The sequence below is a fragment of the Pseudomonas sp. Q1 genome, from assembly GCF_009935975.1.
GTDB lineage: Bacteria > Pseudomonadota > Gammaproteobacteria > Pseudomonadales > Pseudomonadaceae > Aquipseudomonas > Aquipseudomonas palleroniana.
Map to the genome: position 1 here is coordinate 270,849 of NZ_QODI01000006.1, position 22,441 is coordinate 293,289.

Genomic DNA, 22,441 nt, shown 5'->3' on the forward strand with positions numbered 1-22,441 from the left:
ATTCTGAATGAGCGCGGTGCCCTTGGATTTTTCGCGGGCAGCCAGCTCCTACAGTTCGATGCTCATGCCGTCGTAAGCCACTTCGACATTGCGCCGCACCAACTCGGCCCGCTCGGGGGAGTCTTCATCGAGAATCGGGTTGGTGTTGTTGATGTGGATAAGTACCTTGCGCTGTTCAGGCAACTGCGCAAGCACTTCGAGCATGCCGCCGGGGCCGTTCTGCGCCAGGTGGCCCATCTCGCGGCCGGTGCGAGTGCCGACGCCACGGCGTTGCATTTCATCGTCATCCCACATCGTGCCATCCACCAACAGGCAATCGCTACCGGCCATGATCTCCAGCAACGGCGCGTCGACCTTGCCCAGCCCCGGGGCGTAGAACAGTTTGCCGCCGGTGCGCAGGTCTTCGACGATCAGGCCGATGTTGTCGCCTGGGTGCGGATCGAAGCGGTGTGGCGAGTAGGGCGGCGCAGCGCTGCGCAGTGGCAACGGGGTAAAACGCAGGTTTGGGCAGGCCGGGATGGTGAAGCCGGTGTCCAGCTCGATGCGGTTCCTGACCAGGCCGCCGTTCCAATGGGTGAGCATGGTGAACAACGGGAAACCGGTGCTCAGGTCCTCAAAGACCATGTCGGTGCACCACACCTGGTGCGGGCACCCTTCACGCAGGCTCAGCAGGCCGGTGGTGTGGTCGATCTGGCTGTCCATCAGGATGATCGCGCTGATGCCGGTGTCGCGCAGGGCACGGCCGGGTTGCATCGGGGCAAAGCCTTGCAGTTGCGCCCGGATGTCCGGCGAGGCATTGCACAGTACCCAGTTCACGCCATCGTCGGAGATCGCGATGGACGACTGGGTGCGGGCCTGGGCCTTTAGACTGCCATCACGAAAACCTGCGCAGTTCACGCAGTTGCAGTTCCACTGTGGGAAACCACCGCCGGCGGCGGAACCTAGAATCTGGACAAACATGGTCGCTCCATCAAGCAAAGCTCAAAACAAAAACGCCCCGGGCGAACCGAGGCGTTGTATTACCCAGCGGATTAACGGCTGGCGAAGTACATGGTGACTTCGAAACCGATGCGCAGATCAGTGTAAGCAGGTTTGGACCAGGTCATATTCATACTCCTACCAAAGGATGGGACGTTCACTACCAACTACTACATATAGTCCACCTCCTGTCGGAGATGTTCAGATACTGCGTATGAATATTACGCAATTCTTCTCAAGTTAGCGCTGTCTCGAAAGAAAAAGCCTTTTGCAGGCCTGGCAATGATCAGCCTGCGGCTTGCCAGTGATCGCTGATACGTGGGCCGTTGGCGACACAGCGCCAGCCGCCCGAGGCATTGTTGAGTTGCCGGGCGGCCTGCAGTAAATCTTCACGCGTGCGAGTTCGGATGAGTTGTTCAAGCTGCTCCAGATATCCCGACGAATGGCCGGCCAACTGCGCGTGCCAAAGCTGCTCGGCGGCTTGGGCGACAGAAAGTGCCGTGAGCTGCCGGGCCAGGTTCTGGCCCCCCAGGTCGGCGCTGCCCTCGATCAACGACGGCAGTTGTGTCAGAAAGGTTTGCAGGTGTTCGACGATGCCGGCGAGGGAAATGCTTGGGGACTGCACGCCAAACAGCAGCCCGGTTTGCCCGTTGATCTGTCGCACGCCGCTGAATACGGCGTAACCGACTTGCAGCTCGACGCGCAAGCGTTGGTAGAAGGGCCCCTGCAACAGATGCCCGAGCAGGCGCCACGCGGCCTCGTCCTCCAGGGATTGTGTGGGTGCCGGGCAAAACAGCAGTAATGCCGCTTCGTCGGACGCCGTTGCCATCGCGTGCCAGAGACGTTGACCACCGATGGGCGGGTGTTGGTACTCGATGCTCGCGGGCTGCCCAGGCAAACGAGCGGCAGCGGTTTTGATCGCGGCTTCGCATGCGGCAGGCAACCCCAGGCCCAACCCTTGCCAGCGGGCGGTGTTCCACGCTGCCGGCGTCACGCGAGGTTCGCTGCGAGCACCGGCACAGCAAGCCGGGAGCGCCTTGAGCAGTGCTCGGATAGCAATCAGCGGCGCTGCGTTGGAGGGCGTCTCATGGGCCACGGGCAGGTTAAGGTTATGCGCCAAGGCTTCGAGCACGGCCGGCATCGGCTCGTGGAGGCCGGTCATTTTCACCCACCAGTCATTGGCGAGGGTTTCGAACGATAACTCGACGCCCGCCTGATGGGCGTTGTCCCGCAACGGCTGCAATGCGCTTTCCAGCCCGGCAGGTACGCTTGAATCAAACTGCCAATGCAGATAGAGCGCACCTTCCTCGGTGTCATCAGCCAAGGCTTTGCTGAACGTCAGCGCGGAGGCTTCGCGTCGGCCTCGGGAACGATCCTGGGCAAAGGTGCGCAGGCCGCGATGGGCGCTGGTTTGGCCGCGAATCAGGCCGGCGCGTTCTTCTTTGACGGGCGGGCGCAGGAAGGGGTTGCCGGGTGGCAACTGCCAAGTGTGCTGGGCGGGCTTCAGCTGAAGTGAATCAAGCAGGGCCTTCAAGGCACTGACGCTGTGCTCCGACAGCGCTTGGCTTTCGTGCCGCGCCAACGCCAGGGCGCCTTGGACCTGAAGTTGACGCGCCGCCAGCAGGGCGAATTCTTCGCGCAGTGACGTCCAGTCACTGTGGGCGAAAAAGCTCAGCCAGTCGTGCAACAACATCTCGATCAGCGCCGCCGAATCAGCGTGGGTGTCGAGAGCAAAGTTGATATCCAGCAGTGCTTGCCCAGCGAACTGATAAAGCACCGAGGCCTGCAATGTGCTGGCCAGCTTTCGATTTTTCAGTTCAGCCAGCAACCCGCCGGGCGCTGCGCTGTTGAGCCAGGTACAGAGAAACTCCAGGGCTTCGCGTGGTACATCGCAGGCAATGACGTGGTGCAGGTGACCATTGGCAGTGTGCTGATAACTCGTGGCCTGGTCGCGCATCAGCGCCGGCGGAGCGGCCTGTGGGTGGCCAGCCCCGGCGGCCAGCTGTTCGCTGAACCGCCGCGCCAGCGCTTCGAGTTCGTCCCACGGCTGGGGGCCGGCAAGGCTCAGGGTCATCTGCCCACTCTGATAGAAGTCGGTGTGGAATGCCCTCAGCGCTTGCTGAAACAGCTCACTTTCCACGGGCAGGCTGTCGCGATTACCGGCATGAAAACCCCGCAGCGGATGATCATCGGCCAGACCTTCGAGTAGTGCGACCTGCCGTTGCGCTTGGGCATCCTGCGACCAGGCGACGAACTCCGCGTGCAGCACTTCGCGTTCACGCAGTTGATCTTCAATTGCCAGGCGTGGATGAGCGAGCATCTCGGCCAGTCGCTCAAGCCCCTCGGCGAAGGTCGACACCGGCAACTCGAAAAAGAAGTCGGTGGTGCGCTCCCGGGTACTGGCGTTGACCTGGCCGCCGTGACGCTGCACGTACGCCATCAAGGCGTCGTTCGCGGGGAAACGCTCGGTGCCCAGAAACAACAAATGCTCCAGAAAATGCGCCAATCCCGGCCACGCCAAAGGCACATCATGGCTGCCGACGGCCACCCGCAAGGCTGCGGCGCAACGCTTCAAGCGCGGTGCATGGCGTAGAGAAACCTGCAGGCCATTGGCCAGGGTCAGATGACGATGATGAGGGTGGGCCGGGGCAGGCATGGACACTTCCGAAACGTAGGGTGTGGCCATGTTAACAAACCGCCGGCAAACCGGCTGGCTCAGGGTTTGTTCAGCACGCCGTAGAGCTCCGGGCGACGGTCTTGCAAGTAGTGATTGGCGGCGCGGGCCTCCAGGATTGAGCGGCGATCCAGCTCGCCCACAATCAAGGCTTCATCCAGCCCGGCCTGGGCGATTCGCTGACCGTTCGGCGCCGCAATGCTGCTTTGCCCGCAATATTGAATCTCGTCTTCATGCCCGCAATAGTTGGCGTAAGCCACATAGCATTGATTTTCGAAGGCCCGCGCCCGCACGGTGACGTCGGCGACAAAGTCGAATGGCACCATATTGGCGGTGGGCACCAGGATCAGCTCGGCGCCGGCGAGGGCCAGGCGCCGAGTGTTTTCCGGAAACTCCAGGTCGTAGCAGATCAGGAACCCCAGCTTCCAGCCATTCAACTCAACTACCGGGAAATCATCCTCCCCGGCACTGAACATCGAGTGGTCCAGATCACCGAACAGGTGAGTCTTGCGGTAGTTGCACAGGCGCTGGCCGTGGGCGTCGATCAACTGCACGGCATTGTAGATCTGCCCGTCATCGGCCCGTTCCGGGTAGCCATACAGAATCGCCAGCCCGGCGCTTTTGGCCAGTGCGGCGATTGCCTGTGCCGACGCGCCGTCCTGGGCTTCAGCCAGTGCGCCAACGGCTTCGGCGCCGATGTTGTAGCCGCTGAGAAACATCTCCGGCAACACCAGCACATCGGCGCCCGAGGCCTCGTGCGCCACTTGATGCAGCCGCTTGAGATTGGCGGCCACATCCAGCGGTCGTGGTGGGCATTGGTACAGGGCGACACGCATGCTTGACTCCTTAATCAGCTAAAGCAATCGGCCCGATTTCATCGAACACATCGCCCGGGCCTGGGTTTTCCGGATGAGTGCGGCCGCCGAAGTGAGTCATGATGCCCCACACCGCGTTCAGTGAGGTCTGAACCGCGCCTTCCACCCAGGCCGGGGTCCAGGATACATCGTCGCCGGCGATAAAAATCCCACGTTGTTCGGCGGGCATGTCCTTCTGCATGAAGTGCGCATACATCCGCTGGTTGTAGCGATAGTGGCCGGGCAACGCGCCTTTGAAGGCCCCGAGGAAATGCGGGTCGGCTTCCCAGGACACGGTAATCGGGTCGCCGATGATGCGCGCCTTGATGTCGACTTTCGGGTAAATCTTCTTCAGGGCGTCGAGGGCCAGTTTTACGCGCTTATCGATGGGCTGCGGGAGCATTTTCAGCGCGTCGCTCATCCAGGAGTACGACAGGCAGATGACCCCCGGTTTATCGTCGCCATTATCGAACAGGTAAGTGCCGCGGGTCAGGCGGTCGGTCAGGGTCATGCTCATCAGGTCGCGGCCGGTTTCCGGGTCTTTGTCTTTCCAGAACGGGCGGTCGACCATGACAAAGGTTTTCGACGATTGCATGTAGCGGGTGCGGTCCAGGGCCATCCACATTTTTTGCGAGAACAGGCTTTCATCACACTCGATCTGGGTGGTCAACAGCCAGCTCTGGCAGGTGGTCAGCACCGCCGCGTATTCGCGGGTGTCGCCGTAGTTATCCGTGACGGCGAAACGGCCATCGGCGGCGTGGGCAATACGCTTCACCCCGGCCCGTGGCGCGCCCCGATGCAGCGAGCTGAGGCTGGTACCCGCCGGCCAGTGGGCGCAGCGCTCCGGTACATGACGCCAGATGCCCATGGGCACCTGCGCCACACCCCCGACCACCAAGTGTTGGTGATCGTCGCAGTTGGTCATGACCACACGGAAGATTTCCAGCATGGAGTTGGGAAAGTCCGAGTCCCAGCCGCCGGTGCCGAAGCCCACCTGGCCGAAGACTTCGCGATGCAGGAACGACAGCTTGGCGAAGGCCTTGGAGGTGGCGACGAAGTCGTAGAAAGTGCGGTCGTCCCACAGCGGCACCAGCTTATTCCACAGCTCCTTGAGACGCGGTACGTCGCGATCACGGATAGCTTGTTGGATATCACCGAACTGCGAGCCGGCTTCCAGGGCATCGGCCCAGGCGTCGGCAACTTCCTGGAACAGCACCGGCAGGTCGGAGAGTTTTTGCGCGTAGTGGGTCTGGCCTTCGAGGTCGATCACGGTGCTGCCGGAGGCCGGAGTCAGCGGGTTGGGGAAGGGTTTGGTTTCCAGGCCCAGTTTGTCCACATAGTGGTAGAACGCGGTGGAGGACACCGGGAAACGCATGCCGCCCAGTTCGGCGATGATGCCCTCGGCGCCTTCAAATGCTTGCGAGCGCAGGCGGCCGCCCATCTTCGAGGCTTCGTATACCACGGGTTTCAGGCCCAGCTTCATCAGCTCGTAAGCGGCCACCAGCCCGGCGATCCCGGCGCCGACAATGGCGACTTCAGCCCCATGCTGGGCGGCGGGAATACTGCCCAGCCCGGCGGGGTGTTCGATCCAGTCGTCAAAGGCAAACGGGAAGTCCGGGCCGAAGATGGTGATGGGCTTTTTGCCGTCTGCAGGGTGGCGATTGGGCTTTTGGAAAGTCTTTTGGTTGGCTTCGTTCATGGCACACCTGGCTGGCGACTCGGCGGGGCACGTCCCGTGGAGTATAGGAAAAGATGGCAGCCAGTTTAGGGAGCGCAGTGTTCGTTAATAAGACGCAAAGTGTCGTCGGATTGAATTGTTTTTAGTCAAAGTGACGAAGCAAGTGGTCAGATTGGCTGGCCGCGGTCCAATTTACTGCTGAGGATGATGGAGGTGGTGGTTTTCTCGACACCGTCGACGCTGCCGATCTGGTCCAGCAATTGATCCAGTTGTTCCGGCGAATCGGTGCGCAGCCACGCCACGTAATCGAACTCACCGCTGACTGCACACAACTGCTGGACCTGCGCCATGGCACTTAGCTTGCGTAACACATCCTTGCCCGAGCGCGCTTGCACGGTAATCCCCACATAAGCCTGCAAACCGCCGTCCACTACCCGCTGGCCCAGGCGCACGCCATAACCGGTAATCACTTGGGTCTTCTCCAGGCGTGCCAGGCGCGACGTCACAGTGGTGCGCGCGATACCCAGCTGCCGCGCAAGCATCGCCACGCTTTCACGAGCGTTGATCTGCAGGGCGGCGATCAGTTGACGGTCGATTTCATCGAGGACGGGCAAAGTGGGCACTCCAGTGCTGAGGGCAGTGGGCTACATGTTACAGACTTCCAGACACACAAAAGCCGCGCAATGCGCGGCTTTGGAGTTGGTGGGCCCACACGGACTTGAACCGTGGACCAAAGGATTATGAGTCCTCTGCTCTGACCAACTGAGCTATAGGCCCTTAACAGGTCGCGGATTATAACGACGGATTCTCCGCTGTGCCATCCGAAAACTCTGAAACACGCAGGTGAAGGTGGCTTGCGGCAAAAAGCTCGGGCGGCAGGGGCAGGCTGACGATGTAGCCTTGCATTTGCTCACAGCCCTCGGCGGCCAGGAAGGCTTGCTGCGCGGGGTTCTCCACGCCTTCGGCGATGATGGTGAATTGCATGCTGTGGCCCAGGGCAATGATCGCGCGCACGATGGCGGCATCGTGAGGGTCATCGGGCAGGCCGCGCACGAAGGACTGGTCGATCTTCAGGAAGTCCAGCGGCAGGCGCTTGAGGTAGCTGAGGGACGAGTAGCCGGTGCCGAAGTCATCAATGGCCAACTGTACGCCCAGGCGCTTGAGTTGATGCAGCACCTCCAGCGCTTCTTCGGCCTGGCTCATGATGAAGTTCTCGGTGATCTCCAATTGCAGGCGCCCCGGCTCCAGGCGGTAGTCGCGTAGCAGCTGTTCAATGCGCCCCAGCAGGTTGGGATGGCGCAACTGTGCGCCGGCAAGGTTGACCGAGAGTGGGCCGAAGTCTTCGAAGGCTTCTTTCCACAGATGCATCTGGCGGCAGGCTTGTTCCAGGACCCAATCGCCGATCTGCAGGATCATGCCGTTCTCTTCGGCCAGGGCGATGAAGTGTTCAGGCGGGACATCGCCAAAGATCGGGTGGTGCCAGCGAATCAGGGCTTCGGCGCCGATCACTTCTTGTGTCGAAAGGCTGAGTTTTGGTTGGTAGTACAGGCTCAGTTCGTCGCGCTCCATGGCGCGGCGCAATTCGTGTTCCAGCGCCACACGCTCGTTGGCTTGGGCAGTCAGGTCGCGGGTATAGCTTTCGACCCGGTTGCGCCCCTTGGCTTTGGAGCGGTACATCGCAGCGTCGGCGTTCTTGACCAAGGTGGCGACATCGGTGCCGTCCTGGGGGTACAGGCTGGTGCCGATACTGGCGGTAATAAAGAACTCGTGCTCACCGGCCTGGAACGGTGGGGTAAAGCAGGCCAGCAGCTTATTGGCCAGATGCTCGGCATCGCTGGCTTGTTGCAGGCCGGGCAGCAGGATGATGAATTCGTCACCGCCTAGTCGGGCGACGGTGTCGATATCGCGCAGTTGTTCCTTGAGGCGTACGGCGATGTCCTTGAGCAGCAGGTCGCCGATGGGGTGACCGAGGCTGTCATTGATGTGCTTGAAACGGTCCAGGTCGAGGAAAAGTACCGCGCCCTGGTTGCCGATTTCCTGTTGGGTATTGAGCGCCGCCTGCAGGCGGTTTTCAAACAATGTGCGGTTGGGCAGGCCGGTCAGCGGGTCGTGGTGCGCCTGGTAGTCGAGGCGGGCCTGGGCGTGCTTGAGGCTGGAAATGTCAGCAAACACCGCGACGAAATGCGTGATCAGTTGCTCGCGGTTGCGCACGGCACTGATGGTCAGCCAACTGGGGTACAGCTCGCCATTCTTACGGCGGTTGGAAATCTCGCCCTGCCAATGCCCATACGCGGTCAACTGATGCCACATCGCCGCGTAGAACGCGCTGTCGTGCAGGCCGGAGGCGAGCAGGCGCGGAGTCTGGCCCAGGGCTTCGGCTTCGCTGTAGCCGGTAATTTCGCTGAAAGCACGGTTCACGGCGCTGATGTTCTGTCGGGTGTCGGTGATCAATACCCCTTCGGCGGTGCTTTCGAACACGGTGGCAGCCTGTTGCAGTTTTTCCTGCATCAACTGGCGCTCAGTGATGTCGCGGGCGATAGTCAGCATGCAGTCTTCACCGCCGATGGGCAGGGGCCGGCTGGATAATTCACATAGGCGAATCAAACCGTCGGCGCGGCGGATGTGGCAGATAAAGTCGCGCACAAACCCGTCACGCTGCATGAGCTCCAGCATGTGCTTGCGTTCGTTGAGGTCGACCCAGATGCCCAGGTCCAGGGAGGACTGGTCAAGCGTCGCGCTGGTGAAGCCGGTCAACCGGCTGAAGCCCTCGTTCACTTCAATCAACACACCATCGCGCTGGCGGCTCAACAGCAAGCCATCTGGAGAGGCATGGAATGCCTTGGCGAATTTCTCTTCAGAGGTTTGCAGCTGTTGTTGAGTTTCTTTGAGTTGGCTGATGTCACGCACCACCACCACCAGGGCTGCGGTGGTGTCGAGTTGGAAGGGTTCAGCCGAGATCAGCCCGGTAAACGCCTGGCCATTGCTGCGCAGGAAGGTCATCTCCAAGTTGCGGATGCTGGTGTTCTGCGCCCTTTGCAACAGGTCGGGACCGACGCCTTGGACGCCCCAGATATTCAGTTCGGTGGCGGTTTTGCCCACGACCTCTTCGGCCGTCAGGCCAATTTGGTCCTCGAACGCCTTGTTGACCTCCAGCAGGCAGCCATCGGACATCCGTGCGATCACCAGGATGTCCGGGCATTGCTGGAACACAGAGGCAAACTTCTGCTCAGACAGCTGCAGCGCTTCTTCGGTGCGCTTGGCTTCGCTGATGTCGATCATCAGGCCGCGCAGTACCGGCTCATGGCCGTGTTCGATCAGGCTGACAATGTCACGCACCCACAGGCAGCGGCCGTCGGCGGTGATCACGCGATAATCCACGCTATGGTCGCGGTTGGCACGGGTTTCGCGGTAGCAATAGGCTTCGGCGCGTGTCAGGTCGGCGGGGTGGATGATGTTGCGCCAGAAGCCGGGGATCAGCCAGTGGGCGCGGGGGTAACCCAGCAGGTCTTCGGCATGGGGCGATACGTAGCTGTAGGTGAAGTCGGTGATGCTGGCTTCCCAGGCAATGGCGGACAGGCTCTCCACCAGGCCACGATAGTGGTATTCGCTGCTGCGTAGTTCCTGTTCAAGGGCGACTCGCCGGGAAATTTCCGAACTGAGCCGACGATTGATCCGAATCACGATGGCCAGGACTGTGCTCAGCAGCAGCACGGCGGGTAGGCCGTACGTCAGCAAGTCGACCCAGAAAGTCCGGTGATCGGCGACGCTGCCTACCCAATGTTGCTGGATCGCGTCGGTTTCATCGGGGCTCAAGTCGGCGAGCACCTTGTCGAGTATGCCCACCAGTATTTTTTCATCCCGTGGTACGCCCATCGCCAGTTGATAGCGGTAGGGCGTTTCGCCGCTGACGTACAAGCCATCAAGCTTGAGCTGGCGCAGGCTCCAGACGCTGGAAGCCAGATCGCCGACCACGGCATCCACTTCGTCGGTGGCCAGGGCCTGCAGTGTCGAGCTGACGTTGGGCATCGCCACCAGGTTGAGGTCGGGGTGGTGGGTACGCAGCAGTTCGTGGGGCGCATAGTTTTCCACCACGGCAATCTTCAGCCCGTACAGACCCTTGAGGTCGCGTGGTTTGGCACCCCCTACATGGGCGAGGATGACGATGGGGAAATCCAGATAGGGGCGCGTAAAGGCCATGTAGCTTTGCCGCTCCGGGGTGGACATGATGCCGGGCAGCAGGTCGAGCTGGTTGTGTTTGGCCTGTTCAAGCACGGCGGTCCAGTTCGCCGGCTCAATCAGATTGATCCGCACGCCCAGGCGGTCCTGGATCAGGCGCACATAGTCGGCAGCCAGTCCCTGGTAGCGACCGTTTTCGTCGCGATATTCGAAGGGGGGCCAAGAGGCATCCACCCCAAGGCGCAGCTCCTGATGGTCCGCCAGCCAGCTACGCTCATCATCAGAAAGAGTCAACGCGCCAGCCGTTGCGGTCCAGGTCAGCAGCGACAGCAGTAACACAGTCGGCAGTCTGGGCATAACGGTCTCGTTATGGCACGGGGAATGTTTCGAGTGTAGACGGGCATTGCGGGGGAGGGAGGAGACAGAGCGTTTTATCTGTAGAAAGCAAAACCCCCGGCCTGGGCCGGGGGTTCTGGTATCACTCGTCGAGGAAGGAGCGCAGATGCTCGCTTCGCGTCGGGTGGCGCAGCTTGCGCAGCGCCTTGGCTTCGATCTGACGAATCCGCTCACGGGTCACGTCAAATTGCTTACCGACTTCCTCAAGGGTGTGGTCGGTATTCATGTCGATGCCGAAACGCATGCGCAGTACCTTGGCTTCACGGGCAGTAAGGCCGGACAGTACGTCGCGAGTCGCTTCTTTGAGGCTCTCAACGGTGGCGACATCGATTGGCGACTGCATGGTCGAGTCTTCGATGAAGTCACCCAGATGGGAGTCTTCGTCATCACCAATTGGCGTTTCCATGGAGATCGGCTCTTTAGCGATCTTCAATACCTTGCGGATTTTATCCTCAGGCATTTCCATGCGTTCGCCCAGCTCTTCCGGGGTCGGTTCGCGACCCATTTCCTGCAACATCTGCCGGGAAATGCGGTTGAGCTTGTTGATGGTCTCGATCATGTGCACCGGAATACGGATGGTGCGGGCCTGGTCGGCGATCGAGCGAGTGATCGCCTGACGGATCCACCAGGTGGCATAAGTCGAGAACTTGTAGCCGCGACGGTATTCGAACTTGTCCACAGCCTTCATCAGGCCGATGTTGCCTTCCTGGATCAGGTCGAGGAATTGCAGGCCGCGGTTGGTGTACTTCTTGGCGATCGAGATCACCAGACGCAAGTTCGCTTCAACCATCTCTTTCTTCGCGCGGCGGGCCTTGGCCTCACCGATCGACATGCGACGGTTGATGTCCTTGATTTCAGCAATGGTCAGGCCGGTTTCGGTCTCAAGCGCGGTCAGCTTCTGCTGGCAGCGAATGATGTCCGGTTGCACGCGACCAATGGCTTCAGCGTATTTCGCCTTGCCCTTGGCCAGCGAGTCGGACCAGCTTTCGTCAACTTCGTTGCCTGGGAACTGGCGCAGGAAGTCGGCGCGCGGCATGCGTGCATCACGTACACACAGTTGCATGATTGCGCGTTCTTGAGCACGCAGACGCTCAAGTGCACTGCGAACACGTTCAACCAGGCCTTCGAATTGCTTCGGTACCAGCTTGATCGGCATGAACAGCTCAGCCAACGCCAGCAGCTCGGCAATTGCCTGCTTGTTGGTGCGACCGTGCTTCTTCAGGGCCTTGCGGGTGATTTCCATTTGATCGGAAACCGCACCGAAACGCTGGGCAGCGATGATCGGGTCTGGACCGCTTTCGGCTTCTTCTTCGTCGTCGCTGGATTCAGCTTCGTCGTCGTCGGAGTCGTCGTCCGCTTTTGCAACCTTGGCATCGACAGGCGGCGGTACTTCGGCAGCCGGCGGCGCAATGCCGTCGTCCGGGTCGATATAACCGCTCAGGACGTCCGACAGGCGGCCACCTTCGCTGGTAACGCGGTTGTACTCGGAGAGAATGTGGTCAACCGTGCCAGGGAAGTGCGCGATTGCGCCCATCACTTCACGGATACCCTCTTCGATACGCTTGGCGATTTCGATTTCGCCTTCGCGTGTCAGCAGCTCGACGGTACCCATTTCACGCATATACATGCGCACAGGGTCGGTGGTACGACCGATATCGGTCTCCACAGCAGCCAGCGCGGCAGCCGCTTCTTCAGCGGCAGCCTCGTCGGTATCGGCGTCGGCCAACATAAGGGCGTCCGCATCCGGAGCACTCTCGTGTACGGGGATCCCCATGTCGTTAATCATGCGGATGATGTCTTCCACCTGCTCAGGATCTGAAATATCCTCGGGCAGGTGGTCGTTGACCTCGGCGTAAGTCAGATACTTCTGCTCACGACCCAGTTTGATCAACTCAATAATACGAGACTGCTGTTGCGCTTTTCCGGACATAACACCCTATCCACTGAAGGTCTTGGCGGGCAAAAAACAAGCCGAGGATTATACCCGAGCTATGACCTCACACGCCAGCTGAGGTCGGGTTTGATGCGCAAACGTTCTGTTTTAAGAGGTCGCGCATCTGTTTTGCTATCTGAATTTGCTCTTCAGCCGACAATCCCGGCTGCCTTGCTCTTTTGATGAGGTCATCGAGGGTCTGCGTGTGCTGACCCGCAGATAACCTAGTAATGGTGTCTAAAAATTGTTGTTCAAGGTTATCGCCGTCAATTAGCCACTCCTTTTCCGCGAGTGCTCTCAAGAGGCGCCCCTGTTCGGTGCCATGCCAACGAGCCATCAATTGAATTGAGTTTAGCTTGGGATTTTTCTGCACCGCCTCGATCAAGGCGATCAGTACCTGAGCATAGCTGTTGCTTTCATTGGCAAAGTGGTCGGCGCTTTCAACCTTTCCCGCCAGTTGCGGGTGATGAATAAGCGTGCGCAATGCGATAAGCATGGGCGCTTCAACCGCTACCGGAGTACGTGGCGCATAGGCTTCATCGCGGTCGCCGCGCTTGCCGTTCTTGCTCCAGGGTTTCTTGTTGTCCCATTTCTTGCCGCCGGCGCCGGGTTTCTTCGCTGTCCACTCCTGCTGGGGCGTGTAGGCCTCCTGCGGTTGGTGGAAGTCGGAATAATCCGGCATGGCGTCGTAATCCATGCCTGGGTCATAGGCCGGCGGTGCGTCCGGTGGCGCGCTGTGCACCAGCTGGCTGACGGCATCCCCGCTCAATCCGGTGATTTCCAGCAGGCGCATGCGCATCAGTGATTTCAGGTTGGCGCCTGGGACTTTGTCGATCAGCGGTGCCGCGAGGGTGGCCATGTGCGCCTTGCCTTCGAGGGAGCGCGGGTCGGCTTCTTCGGTCAGTTGCTGGAAGAAATAATCCGCCAGTGGCTGGGCGTGCTGATTGATGCGTGCGCGAAACGCGTCGGTACCTTCGGAACGAACCAGTGTGTCCGGGTCTTCGCCTTCGGGCAGGAACAGAAAGCGCGCCCTACGCCCATCCTGCAAGCTCGACAGCGTGGCTTCGAGTGCGCGCCAGGCGGCATTGCGCCCGGCTTGGTCGCCGTCGAAGCAGAACAGCACGCTGGGCACGACGCGAAACAGGCGTTTCATATGTTCTTCGCTGGTGGCGGTGCCCAGCGTCGCCACGGCATTGCGCAGGCCTTGCTGGGCCAGGGCGATGACGTCCATGTAGCCTTCAACCACGATGATTTCATCAAGGTTGCGGTTGTGCTTGCGCGCCTCGAACAGGCCGTACAGCTCCTGGCCTTTGTGGAATACCGGCGTTTCCGGCGAGTTCAGGTACTTGGGTTTGTCGTCCCCCAGTACCCGGCCACCAAAGGCGATGATCCGGCCGCGGCTGTCGCGGATCGGAAACATCACGCGGTCGCGGAAACGGTCGTAACGTTTGCCGGTCTCGGCGTTTTCCACCAGCAGGCCAGCATCAATCATGGCCTTTTGCTGCAGCGTATCGCTGCTCAGGTGCTTGTACAGATTGTCCCAGCCGGGAGGGGCAAAGCCCAGGCCGAAATCGCGGGCGATCTCGCCGGTAAGGCCGCGCCCCTTGAGGTAATCGACGGCGGCCTTGCGCTGCGGGTGGCTTTTAAGTGCCTGGCGATAGAAGTCGGCAGCGGCGGTCAGCAGCGGGTAGAGCGGTGAGTCGGTGGGCTGCCGTGGTTTGTGCGCGCGACCACTTTCTTCACGGGGGATTTCCATGCCGGCGGCTTTCGCCAGTTCCTCGACGGCCTGGGGGAAGTCCAGGTTGTCGTGGTCCATGATGAAGCCGAGGGCGTTGCCGCCTGCGCCGCAGCCGAAACAGTAGTAGAACTGTTTGTCGGGGCTGACGCTGAACGACGGAGTCTTTTCTTTGTGGAACGGGCAGCAGGCGGTGTAGTTTTTACCCGCCTTCTTCATTTGCAGGCGCGAGCTGACAACATCGACGATGTCGGTGCGGTTCAGAAGGTCGTCAATAAAGCTCTGGGGAATTAGCCCGGCCATGGCGTTCTCGTCATCACTGCGTGTAAATGAGGGCCCATCAAGCGCTCAAGCACAGGGATTCACGGCTTGATCAACAATTGTCTGCTTGGGCTGTCAGGGAGTGTATCTGCCGAGCATTCACTGACGTTAATTTCTATCAGTCTTCGGCTTGGAAATGTTGCCCGGGTTTCCGGTCTTGGCCAATGATCGGCCTCGGAAAAGGGGCGCAGCCGATACGATTGATCGTCTGTTGAAAAATAAGTGTGCTCGTCAGTAGCCTTGTTAGGCTCGTCAGAAGAGACGTGCACCGCTGGCAAAAGAGCCAGTCCTGACGTGTGAAGCTATGTATCGGTCGCGTGTGCGGCGTCAACAGTGAAGCATCAAGCGATATCCGCAAATGCCAGCAGCCCGGCTGAAGGCCGGGCTTTGGCAGAAGCTTGCTACGATCGTCTGTGTATTAGTACAGACGAACGGCGCGGCGCTGTTCGCGCTGAACTTTCTTGGCGTGACGCTTAACAGCGGCTGCTGCTTTGCGCTTACGCTCAGAAGTTGGCTTCTCGTAAAATTCGCGGCTACGAACTTCAGCCAGTACACCGGCTTTTTCGCAGGAGCGCTTGAAACGACGCAGAGCTACGTCGAAGGGTTCGTTCTCTTTAACTTTGACGGCTGGCATCCAGAGCTACCTTCTTTCATTACCGGGATCAACGTTCTCGTCGCAAAACATTCGCGGCTGAGGTCGTCGGTTTTTAAGGGTTGCGGATGTTAACCCCTCATTGCCCGGAATGCAAAGCCTCTGATCGAAAACCGCTAGTCGGGAGGGGGAGTGGCGACTATTATGCGCGCCTTCGAATTCAGCCTCTACAAGGCGCAAACCCATGCTAGTACTGGGACTTGAAACCTCCTGCGACGAAACCGGCGTCGCACTTTACGACAGTGAACGCGGGCTTTTGGCCGATGCACTGTTCAGTCAGATCGACCTGCATCGTGCCTATGGCGGCGTGGTGCCGGAGCTGGCCAGCCGCGATCATGTCAAACGCATGCTGCCGTTGATTCGCCAGGTGTTGGATGAGGCCGGCTGTGTGCCGACCGAGATCGACGCAATTGCTTACACCGCAGGCCCCGGACTGGTTGGAGCCTTGCTGGTTGGGGCGTCTTGCGCTCAGGCGCTGGCCTTTGCCTGGGGCATTCCAGCCCTCGGTGTGCACCACATGGAGGGCCATTTATTAGCCCCCATGCTGGAAAAAACACCGCCAGAGTTTCCGTTCGTCGCTTTGTTGGTTTCCGGCGGCCATACGCAGCTGGTTCAGGTCGATGGCATCGGCCAATACACGCTTTTGGGCGAATCGCTGGATGATGCTGCTGGTGAGGCTTTCGACAAGACCGCGAAGATGATGGGCCTCAACTATCCCGGTGGCCCTGAAATTGCGCGTCTGGCCGAAAAGGGCGTACCGGGGCGTCATACGTTCCCGCGCCCGATGTGCGATCGCCCTGGCTTGATGTTCAGCTTCAGCGGCTTGAAAACCTCTGCGCTCAATACCTGGCAGCAAAGCGTCAGCGCCGGGGACGACAGTGAACAAGCCCGTTGCGACATTGCGCTGGCGTTCCAGCAGGCCGTGGTGGAGACTTTGACCATCAAGTGCAAGCGCGCCCTGAAACAGGCAGGGATGAAGCGCCTGGTGATTGCAGGCGGCGTCAGCGCCAACAAGGCATTGCGTATCTCGCTGGAAAAAATGCTCGGCGACATGCAGGGCGACGTGTTCTATGCGCGGCCAGAGTTCTGCACCGACAACGGCGCGATGATCGCCTATGCCGGTTGCCAGCGTCTGCAGGCCGGGCAGCATGAAAGCCTGGCCATCAGCGTGCAGGCGCGTTGGCCGATGGAGCAGCTTTCACCGTTGTAAGGGGGCGGTGCGAGCCGGGTTCATCGACGGCATTTAAAAATGCCGTTCGCGCCCGGCAAACAGGTCGCGTAAATTGCCGCGGTGACGCCAGACAATCAGCAGCGTCAACACGCTCATCGGCAACAGCGCCGCAGGCTCCTGCCATGCGAGCAGGGGCAGGGTGAGCGGTGTGGCGATCAGCGCGGCCAGCGAGCTGGTGCGGGTCAGGTAGAAGGTCAGTAGCCAGGCCAGTACGGCCAGCAACGCAGCCGGCGGGTAGATCCCCAGCAGCATGCCGGCCGCCGTGGCAACACCTTTACCGCCGCGAAAACGAAAGTACAGTGGAAACAGATGGCCCAGCACGGCACACACGCCTACCCAGGCTTGCTGTTGCAGGGAAAGACCGACAAGGCTGGCGATCAGCACGGGCAACAGGCCCTTGCAGAGATCGCCGAGCAACGTCAGCACGGCGAGTTTCTTGCCGGCCAGGCGCAACATATTGGTGGCACCGGCATTGCCTGAGCCACTCATTCGCGGGTCGGGATTTCCCGTCAGGCGGCTGAGCAAAATGGCAAAGGACAGCGAGCCGAGCAGGTAGGCGAGAATCGCCAGTGACCAAAACATGCTAACTATTCCGGGCGAGGACGCCCTGATTCTAACGGGGCATCGCGCCCTTGTCGTGCTGCGGAGAAGAGTGCTTGGACAGAGTGTTTATCGAAGGCCTGGAAGTCGACACCGTGATCGGGGCCTACGACTGGGAGCGCGGCATCAAGCAATGCCTGCGCCTGGACCTGAGCTTCGCCTGGGATAACCGCCCGGCTGCGGCCGGCGACGACCTGACCCTGGCGCTGGATTACGCCAGCGTATCCGCACGTATCCAGGCGTTTGCCGAGCAGGCTCAATTCCAGCTGGTGGAAACCTTTGCCGAGCGCTTGGCCGAAGTGCTGATGAGCGAGTTCCAGATTCCCTGGCTGCACCTCAAACTGACCAAGCCGGGTGCCGTGCCGGCCGCCAAGGGCGTGGGTGTGGAGATCGAGCGCGGATGTCGCTAACTCAGGTTTACCTTGGTCTTGGCAGCAATATCGAGCGCGAAACCCACTTATGCGCCGGCCTGGACGCGCTGGCGGGTTTGCTGGTCGATATGCGTTGTTCGGCGGTGTTCGAAAGCCAGCCGGTGGGTATCAAGAGCGGGCCGTTCTTCAATCTGGTGGTGTCGGGCTACACCGATCTGCCATTGATGGAGCTGGACCGTCGTTTGAAATTCATCGAGGCCGACAATGGCCGCTATGCGCCTGATCGCAAGGGCTTGCCGTTGGATATTGACGTGCTGCTGTATGGCGAGTTGGTGGGCAATTTCGATGGTTTGATCCTGCCGCGGGCAGAAATACTGAAGAACGCCTTTGTATTGTGGCCGTTGTCGTTGATGGCCCCCGATCGTGTGCATCCGGAGGCGGGCAAGCCGTTGGCTGAGCTGTGGCGTGATGCGCGGATCGACCAGGTACTGGCGCCTGTCGGGTTTGAATGGCAGGGCCAGCAACTCACTTCGAACGCTCTTCTGTAAGCGCCGAGCTTGCTCGCGCAAGAGGCGAGTTAATCCAGGCAGTCCGTGTGACGATCCTCACGGGCAAGCTCGCTTCTACACTGAATATTGCTCTTTGTAGTGCTTCAACGCCTTGAGCCGCTCGCGCTTGAGGGCTTCGCCCAGCTCCGGGCCCTTGAAACCTTTCTCCAGCAGGGGCGCTACCGCCACTTCGCGCGCTGCCGTTGCCGCGCCGCGTAAGTAGTCGGCCTGTGGATAACTACGCTGCTCGAAACCCTTGCGGCCCCGCGCATCCATTTCACATGCCACCACAAACTCCTCAAAGCGCTGGGGTCGACGGTACACATCGAAACTTTGCAGCAACTCCAATAACGTCGAGGCTTTCAGCTCAAGTGCACGATGTCCGTGAGTGTGGTACTGGCCAACCAGCAGCGCCAAATCCTGGCAATCCTTCGGCACTTTGAAACGCTCGTTGACCGCCTTGATCAACTTCAGGCCCTTGTGCTCGTGAGCGATATGCTGTGGCAACTTATCCACAGGCGTCAGGCCCTTGCCCAAGTCATGCAGCAGGCAGGCCCAGCGCACCGTCAGGGGGTGTTGATGCCGGGCGGCCTGTGCCAGCACGCTCAAGGTGTGTACGCCGGTGTCAATTTCGGGGTGATGGGCTTCAGGCTGTGGTACGCCGAACAACGCGTTCACTTCCGGTATCAGGATTTTCAGCGCATCACAGTCGCGCAGTACCTGGATAAACACCTCTGGCTGATCCTCCATCAGCGCCCTGGATATTTCCTTCCAGCTACGCTCCGGGGTCAGCGCTTGCAGTTCGCCGGACTCGCTGAGCTGACGCATCAGTGCCAGTGTGTGCGGTGCCACGGTAAAACCCAAATGAGCGTAACGCGCGGCAAAGCGTGCAACACGCAGCACACGGAGGGGATCTTCAGCAAAAGCTGGGGAAACATGACGCAGGATGCGCGCAGCGAGATCGCTTTGGCCGCCGTAGGGGTCGATCAGGTTGCCTTCATCGTCCTCTGCCATGGCATTGATGGTCAGGTCGCGCCGAATCAGGTCTTCTTCCAGCGTGACCTCGGGGCTGGCGTGAAACACAAAGCCGCCGTAGCCCCGGCCGCTTTTGCGCTCGGTGCGGGCGAGGGCATATTCGTCACCGTTTTTCGGGTCCAGGAACACCGGAAAGTCAGCGCCCACAGGCTTATAACCCTTGGCGAGCATTTCTTCGGCGGTTGCGCCCACCACAACGCGGTCGATGTCGGTGACCGATATGCCCAGCAAGCGGTCACGTACCGCACCGCCGACTTTGTAGATTTTCATGAAAAAGCCTCCATTAGCCGCACAGGATACCGCCTGTGCCGGACCAATGGAGGCTTTGCCGTTTCAGAGGTGAACGACGGCCAGGTCCAGGCGGCCGTAGTCGTTGTCGTTGTGATCGGTGCGCGGTGGCACATGGTGAGTCTTCATCACTTGATCGCCCTGCAGGGTTTCCAGGTGAATGTCGAAGCCCCACAGCCGATGCAGATGCTTGAGCACTTCTTCGGTGGACTCGCCCAAGGGTTTGCGATCGTGCTGCTGGTGACGCAGCGTCAGCGAGCGGTCACCGCGCACGTCGATGCTGTAGATCTGCACGTTAGGTTCGCGATTGCCCAGGTTGTACTGCGCCGCCAGGGTTTCGCGGATGGTGCGGTAACCCGGTTCATCATGGATGGCCGGGACTACCAGGTCATCCTTGAGGTCGTCATCGAGAATGCTGAACAATTTGAGGTCACGAATCACCTTGGGTGACAGGTACTGCAGGATGAAGCTCTCATCCTTGAAGCTGCTCATGGCGAACTTGATGGTCGACAGCCAGTCGCTGCCGGCGATTTCCGGGAACCAGCGGCGGTCCTCCTCGGTGGGGTGCTCGCACATGCGGCGGATGTCGCGGTACATGGCAAAACCCAGCGCATAGGGGTTGATGCCGTTGTAATACGGGCTGTCGAAGCCGGGCTGGAACACCACGCTGGTGTGCGAGGTGAGGAACTCCATCATGAAGCCGTCAGTGACCAGCCCCTCGTCGTACAGGTCGTTCATCAAGGTGTAGTGCCAGAACGTTGCCCAGCCCTCGTTCATCACCTGGGTCTGGCGCTGTGGATAAAAATACTGGGCGATCTTGCGCACGATGCGCACGATTTCTCGCTGCCACGGCTCCAGTAGCGGTGCATGTTTTTCCAGGAAATACAGGATGTTTTCCTGAGGTTCGGCGGGGAAGCGCGCATTGTCTTTGTCGCTGTTTTTACCGGCACGTTTGGGAATGGTGCGCCACAGGTCGTTGATTTGCTTCTGCAGGTGCTCCTCGCGCTCCTTCTGGCGCAGGCGTTCTTCTTCGGCGGAGATCGGATACGGGCGTTTGTAGCGATCAACGCCGTAGTTCATCAGGGCATGGCAGGAGTCGAGCAAATCCTCTACCGCATCGATGCCATGGCGTTCCTCGCACTGCATGATGTACTGCTTGGCGAACACCAGGTAATCGATGATCGAGCTGGCATCGGTCCAGGTGCGGAACAGGTAGTTGCCCTTGAAGAAGCTGTTGTGCCCGTAGCAGGCGTGAGCCACCACCAGCGCCTGCATGCAGATGGTGTTTTCCTCCATCAGGTAGGCGATGCACGGGTCGGAGTTGATGACGATCTCGTAGGCCAGCCCCATCTGGCCACGGGTGTAGGATTTCTCGGTGCTAAGGAAGTGCTTGCCGTAGGACCAATGGTGATAGCCCAAGGGCATGCCCACCGAGGCATAGGCATCCATCATCTGTTCGGCGGTGATCACTTCGATCTGGTTGGGGTAGGTGTCCAGGGCATAGCCCGCCGCGATACGGCTGATTTCCCGGTCATAGGCCTGGATCAGTTCAAAGGTCCACTCGGAGCCCGTGGATATGGGTTGGCGTTTTTGCTCTTTTTTGGCGGTCATGTCACTAACCTGCGCTGGAAGAGTTCACGGAAGACCGGGTAGATATCGCCGGCCGAGACCAGTTGCTGCTGGGCGAAAGTGTCGGCAAAGGCTTCGCCGATGCGTTCGTATTCGAACCACAGGGCCTGATGCTCACGGGGAGTGATTTCAACATAAGTGTAGTACTGCACGAACGGCATGATCTGGTTGATCAGGATATCGCGGCAGATTGGCGAGTCGTCATTCCAGTTGTCACCGTCGGAGGCTTGGGCGGCGTAGATGTTCCACTCATTGGCTGGATAGCGCTCGGCCATGATCTCCTGCATCAGTTTCAAGGCGCTGGACACGATGGTGCCGCCGGTTTCCCGTGAATAGAAAAACTCTTCTTCGTCCACTTCCCGCGCGCTGGTGTGATGGCGAATGAACACTACGTCGATCTTGTCGTAGTTCCGCTTGAGAAACAGGTACAACAGGATGAAGAAACGTTTGGCGATGTCCTTGGTGGCCTGGGTCATGGAGCCGGACACATCCATCAGGCAGAACATCACGGCCTTGGAACTGGGGTTGGGCTGCTTCACCAGCAGGTTGTATTTGAGGTCGAAGGTATCGAGAAACGGCACACGGTGAATACGCGCGCTGAGTTTCTCGATTTCCGCCTCGATTTCCTGAATATCGCCGAAGTTGTCTGGCTCTTCACGTTTAAGACGGGCCAGTTCTTCCTTGGCTTCCTTCAGTTTTGCGCGACTGCTGCCCGACAGGGCAATACGTCGGGCATGCGCCGAGCGCAGGGTGCGAATGATATTGATGCGGGACGGGTTACCTTCGTTACTGACGCCGGCGCGCACGGTCTTGAAGGTGTCGGTGCCGGTCAGGTTGCGTTTGACCAGGTTAGGCAGTTCCAGGTCTTCGAACATGAATTCGAGGAATTCTTCCTGGGTGATCTGGAACACGAACTCATCCATGCCTTCGCCGGAGTTACCGGCTTTGCCCGGCCCCTTGCCGCCGCCTCCGCCCTGGGGGCGCTGGATATGTTCGCCGGTGGTGAATTCCTTGTTGCCGGGGTGAACCACGGTCTGCTTGCCGCCACGCCCATGGTGCAGCACCGGTTCGTCGATGTCCCGTCCGGGAATGCTGATTTGTTCACCATGCTCCATGTCGGTGATGGAGCGACGGCTGACGGCCTCTTCAACGGCCTTTTTGATGTGGTCACGGTAACGCCGCAGGAAACGTTGGCGGTTTACCGTGCTTTTGTTCTTGCCATTGAGGCGTCGGTCGATCACATAGCTCATGGGGAGCCCTCCGGGCAGCTTCACGTTACAAGCTTCAAGCCGCGAGCTGGAAGCTTAGAGACAAGCGGTCAGCTGCCAGGCCAAAGGCCTGG

At 59.9% G+C, this 22,441-nt stretch carries 17 protein-coding genes and 1 tRNA gene; 3 read left to right on the forward strand and 15 right to left on the reverse strand.

Going from position 1 to position 22,441, the window contains the following annotated elements; all coding sequences use genetic code 11:
* Positions 1 to 48 precede the first annotated feature (48 nt).
* The 11 genes from pqqB to rpsU all read right to left on the reverse strand — a co-directional run bounded on the left by pqqB (position 49) and on the right by rpsU (position 15,379).
* Complete coding sequence (gene pqqB, locus DK870_RS12025; RefSeq protein WP_060757261.1) at positions 49 to 960, reverse strand: pyrroloquinoline quinone biosynthesis protein PqqB; 912 nt, start codon at positions 958 to 960, stop codon at positions 49 to 51.
* A gap of 71 nt (positions 961 to 1,031) precedes the next feature.
* A complete protein-coding gene (gene pqqA, locus DK870_RS12030) occupies positions 1,032 to 1,106 on the reverse strand; it encodes a pyrroloquinoline quinone precursor peptide PqqA (RefSeq protein WP_003194766.1) in 75 nt (24 codons plus the stop codon).
* A gap of 158 nt (positions 1,107 to 1,264) precedes the next feature.
* Positions 1,265 to 3,634, reverse strand: a complete 2,370-nt coding sequence (gene pqqF, locus DK870_RS12035; protein WP_161548735.1) for a pyrroloquinoline quinone biosynthesis protein PqqF — start codon at positions 3,632 to 3,634, stop codon at positions 1,265 to 1,267.
* 59 nt (positions 3,635 to 3,693) lie between these two features.
* Positions 3,694 to 4,488, reverse strand: a complete 795-nt coding sequence (locus DK870_RS12040; protein WP_060757263.1) for a carbon-nitrogen hydrolase family protein — start codon at positions 4,486 to 4,488, stop codon at positions 3,694 to 3,696.
* 10 nt (positions 4,489 to 4,498) lie between these two features.
* Positions 4,499 to 6,205, reverse strand: coding sequence for an NAD(P)/FAD-dependent oxidoreductase (locus tag DK870_RS12045; RefSeq protein WP_161548718.1), 1,707 nt, complete (start codon positions 6,203 to 6,205; stop codon positions 4,499 to 4,501).
* Between the two features lie 146 nt (positions 6,206 to 6,351).
* A complete protein-coding gene (locus DK870_RS12050; RefSeq protein ID WP_161548719.1) occupies positions 6,352 to 6,798 on the reverse strand; it encodes an Lrp/AsnC family transcriptional regulator in 447 nt (148 codons plus the stop codon).
* An 86-nt stretch (positions 6,799 to 6,884) separates the two neighbouring features.
* Positions 6,885 to 6,961 (reverse strand) — tRNA-Ile (locus DK870_RS12055).
* A 15-nt stretch (positions 6,962 to 6,976) separates the two neighbouring features.
* Positions 6,977 to 10,717 carry a bifunctional diguanylate cyclase/phosphodiesterase gene (locus DK870_RS12060; RefSeq protein ID WP_161548720.1) on the reverse strand — a complete coding sequence of 1,247 codons (3,741 nt, stop codon included), beginning with the start codon at positions 10,715 to 10,717 and terminating at the stop codon, positions 6,977 to 6,979.
* A 121-nt stretch (positions 10,718 to 10,838) separates the two neighbouring features.
* A complete protein-coding gene (gene rpoD / locus DK870_RS12065; RefSeq protein WP_161548721.1) occupies positions 10,839 to 12,686 on the reverse strand; it encodes an RNA polymerase sigma factor RpoD in 1,848 nt (615 codons plus the stop codon).
* A gap of 67 nt (positions 12,687 to 12,753) precedes the next feature.
* Positions 12,754 to 14,727 (reverse strand): DNA primase, encoded by a 1,974-nt coding sequence (dnaG, locus tag DK870_RS12070; protein ID WP_104994848.1) that lies wholly within the window; start codon positions 14,725 to 14,727, stop codon positions 12,754 to 12,756.
* A gap of 436 nt (positions 14,728 to 15,163) precedes the next feature.
* On the reverse strand, positions 15,164 to 15,379 hold the full coding sequence (gene rpsU / locus DK870_RS12075; protein WP_002551877.1) for a 30S ribosomal protein S21: 216 nt from the start codon (positions 15,377 to 15,379) through the stop codon (positions 15,164 to 15,166).
* Between the two features lie 202 nt (positions 15,380 to 15,581).
* Here rpsU and tsaD point away from each other — a divergent pair, with 202 nt between their 5' ends.
* Positions 15,582 to 16,607, forward strand: a complete 1,026-nt coding sequence (tsaD, locus tag DK870_RS12080; RefSeq protein ID WP_060757269.1) for a tRNA (adenosine(37)-N6)-threonylcarbamoyltransferase complex transferase subunit TsaD — start codon at positions 15,582 to 15,584, stop codon at positions 16,605 to 16,607.
* Positions 16,608 to 16,640: 33 nt separating this feature from the next.
* On the opposite strand, the gene plsY is transcribed toward tsaD, so the two are convergent.
* Positions 16,641 to 17,210, reverse strand: coding sequence for a glycerol-3-phosphate 1-O-acyltransferase PlsY (plsY, locus tag DK870_RS12085; RefSeq protein WP_060757270.1), 570 nt, complete (start codon positions 17,208 to 17,210; stop codon positions 16,641 to 16,643).
* A gap of 74 nt (positions 17,211 to 17,284) precedes the next feature.
* Here plsY and folB point away from each other — a divergent pair, with 74 nt between their 5' ends.
* Positions 17,285 to 17,638, forward strand: a complete 354-nt coding sequence (folB, locus tag DK870_RS12090) for a dihydroneopterin aldolase (protein ID WP_060757271.1) — start codon at positions 17,285 to 17,287, stop codon at positions 17,636 to 17,638.
* Positions 17,629 to 18,147 carry a 2-amino-4-hydroxy-6-hydroxymethyldihydropteridine diphosphokinase gene (gene folK, locus DK870_RS12095; protein WP_161548722.1) on the forward strand — a complete coding sequence of 173 codons (519 nt, stop codon included), beginning with the start codon at positions 17,629 to 17,631 and terminating at the stop codon, positions 18,145 to 18,147. The genes folB and folK overlap by 10 nt, the downstream gene beginning before the upstream one ends.
* A gap of 75 nt (positions 18,148 to 18,222) precedes the next feature.
* On the opposite strand, the gene DK870_RS12100 is transcribed toward folK, so the two are convergent.
* The 3 genes from DK870_RS12100 to DK870_RS12110 all read right to left on the reverse strand — a co-directional run bounded on the left by DK870_RS12100 (position 18,223) and on the right by DK870_RS12110 (position 22,349).
* Complete coding sequence (locus tag DK870_RS12100; protein ID WP_161548723.1) at positions 18,223 to 19,452, reverse strand: multifunctional CCA addition/repair protein; 1,230 nt, start codon at positions 19,450 to 19,452, stop codon at positions 18,223 to 18,225.
* Between the two features lie 63 nt (positions 19,453 to 19,515).
* Complete coding sequence (locus DK870_RS12105; protein ID WP_060757274.1) at positions 19,516 to 21,081, reverse strand: SpoVR family protein; 1,566 nt, start codon at positions 21,079 to 21,081, stop codon at positions 19,516 to 19,518.
* Positions 21,078 to 22,349: a YeaH/YhbH family protein gene (locus tag DK870_RS12110; RefSeq protein WP_060757275.1), complete on the reverse strand. Its 1,272-nt coding sequence runs from the start codon at positions 22,347 to 22,349 to the stop codon at positions 21,078 to 21,080. The genes DK870_RS12105 and DK870_RS12110 overlap by 4 nt, the downstream gene beginning before the upstream one ends.
* Between the last annotated feature and the right edge of the window lie 92 nt (positions 22,350 to 22,441).